The sequence below is a fragment of the Mesorhizobium sp. BHbdii genome, from assembly GCF_053848045.1.
Map to the genome: position 1 here is coordinate 1 of NZ_JBSPKX010000335.1, position 394 is coordinate 394.

Annotated in this window: 1 protein-coding gene; it reads left to right on the forward strand. The window is 58.9% G+C overall.

Features of this window, described 5'->3' with window-relative positions; all coding sequences use genetic code 11:
* Positions 1-394: 4-hydroxyphenylacetate 3-hydroxylase N-terminal domain-containing protein (locus ACWTU8_RS33315; RefSeq protein WP_455851442.1), on the forward strand; the 394-nt coding region annotated here is incomplete at its 3' end.

Consider the following 394-nt stretch of genomic DNA (forward strand, 5'->3'; position numbering starts at 1 on the left):
CTGGCTGCCAAGCCGGTGCTTGATACCCAAGCACCGGGCACCGATGCCTACACCGGTGCCGAATTCCTGGAGAGCATCCAGGACGGCCGTGAAATCTATATTTATGGCGAGCGCGTCAAGAATGTCACCCAACATCCGGCATTCCGCAACTCGGCCCGGATGGTTGCGCGCTGGTACGACCGCTTCCACGAAAAGAAGAACGAGATCGGCGTGTTGACGGACACCGGCTCAGGGAAGCTGACGCATCCCTTTTTCCTCTGCTCCAAAACCACCGAGGATCTGGTCAGGTCGCGCGATGCGATCGCCGAATTGCAGAAGGTTTCCTACGGTTGGATGGGACGTTCGCCCGACTACAAGGCTTCTTTCCTTGGCACGCTCGGCGCCAATTCGGCCT